Source organism: Pontibacterium sp. (assembly GCF_041587635.1).
In the GTDB taxonomy this organism is placed as follows: Bacteria; Pseudomonadota; Gammaproteobacteria; order Pseudomonadales; family Balneatricaceae; genus Pontibacterium.
In genome coordinates, this window is record NZ_JBFGYC010000692.1 from 1 (window position 1) to 1,793 (window position 1,793).

Annotated in this window: 2 protein-coding genes; both read right to left on the reverse strand. The window is 50.6% G+C overall.

Annotation, left to right across the window (positions count from 1 at the left end; translation table 11 throughout):
- Positions 1-668, reverse strand: a 668-nt coding sequence (locus ABYW01_RS20790) for a response regulator (RefSeq protein ID WP_372836440.1), incomplete at its 3' end; no start/stop codon positions are given.
- 19 nt (positions 669-687) lie between these two features.
- Positions 688-1,793 (reverse strand): chemotaxis protein CheA (locus ABYW01_RS20795; protein ID WP_372836441.1); only part of this gene is annotated, 1,106 nt, incomplete at its 5' end.

Below are 1,793 nucleotides of genomic sequence, written 5' to 3' on the forward strand. Positions count from 1 at the left end.
GCCGCTGGACCACCTGTCGACGAGCCAATCACGACTACCCGACAATCAGGAAAACGCGGTACTGCACCACTTCGGCGGGGTAATGACTCTGCACGAGCCGATCCGGCGATATCACCTCTTTGGCGTAAGCCCGCCACGGCAGATGTTGGCCGCTCATTGACAAGCGTGGACACGGTTGCGGAAGTATCATGACGCGCGGGGGTTGAACGTATTACTGAACGGGTTTTTTCAGACGATGCGTATGACGTATATGCACGCGGACGCCGACTCTTTCCCAACGCAACGACTTGGTCGCATAGTTGATTTTTAATACTGGAAGAGTCACCCATCCATTCGCGCAAATCTTTGGGTATACAGTCAGCAGCACCGGCTTCAAGTGCCTTCATGGATATACGTGCGCCTTCATGTGTAACAGAAGACAACATGATCACATGCACCGGAGAGAACTGCATAATATGACGCAATGCATCGATACCATTCATTTCTGGCATCTCCACATCCATCGTTACAACATCGGGCCTGAGCAGATTAACCTGCTCAATAGCCTCGCGCCCATTGCTGGCGGTGCCCACAACGGAAATGCGGGCATCGCTACCTAAAAGGTCTGCAATACGGTTACGAAAGAAGCCCGAGTCATCTACGATCAGCACCTTAACCGGCATAGACATCTACTACGTCCGCTAACAATCAGTGCGCATAGCGCTTGAGCAGATTTGGAATATCAATAATTAGCGCAATACGTCCATCACCGGTAATGGTGGCACCCGACAGACCAGGCGTACCATGCAAAATGGTTCCCAACGGTTTGATAACCACCTCTTCCTGACCGACCAGCTGATCAACAACAAAACCTACGCGCTGAGTCCCAACAGTAACGATAACCACATGACCCTGCTCAGGCAGACTGGAATCATGCTTTCCTCCAATCAACCAGCGTTTCAGATGGAACAGCGGAAGTGCCTGATCACGCACGATGATGACCTGTTGACCATCAACAATATTAGTTTTAGTCAGATCCAGATTGAAGATCTCATTTACATTCACCAATGGTAAAGCAAATGCCTGATCTTCCAGAATAACCATCAGGGTAGGCATGATCGCCAGAGTCAGAGGAACTTGTATCGCGATTCGGCTTCCCTGACCAATGACAGAATCAATACTCAACGTACCGTTCAACTGGGTAATTTTGGTTTTCACCACATCCATACCCACGCCACGCCCAGACACATCAGAGATCTCGGTTTTAGTCGAGAAACCGGCCTGGAAGATCAGGTTAAAGCACTCCTGTTCCGTCAATCGGCTAGCAGCTTCAGAATCCAGCATACCGCGATCAACAGCCAGCTGACGCAGCTTATCTGCATCCATACCTGCGCCGTCATCCTGTATGATCAGCAAGATATGGTCGCCTTCCTGCTCGGCAGACAGCAACACATTACCATCGCGTGACTTGCCTAATCGCTCACGCTCATCTGGCGATTCGATGCCGTGATCCACAGCATTACGCACAAGGTGAATCAACGGATCAGCAAGCGCTTCAACAAGGTTTTTATCCAGATCGGTGTCTTCGCCGCGCAACTCAAGGTTGATCTCTTTCTTAAGACTGCGTGACAAGTCGCGAATCAAACGCGGGAATCGGCCAAAAACCTTTTTCACCGGCTGCATTCGGGTTTTCATCACCGACATCTGCAAATCAGCGGTCACCATATCCAGCGTTGCCAGGGCTTTGCCCATCTCTTCATCTTCGTGAGAGACACCCAGACGAACCAAACGGTTACGCACAAGTACCAGCTCAC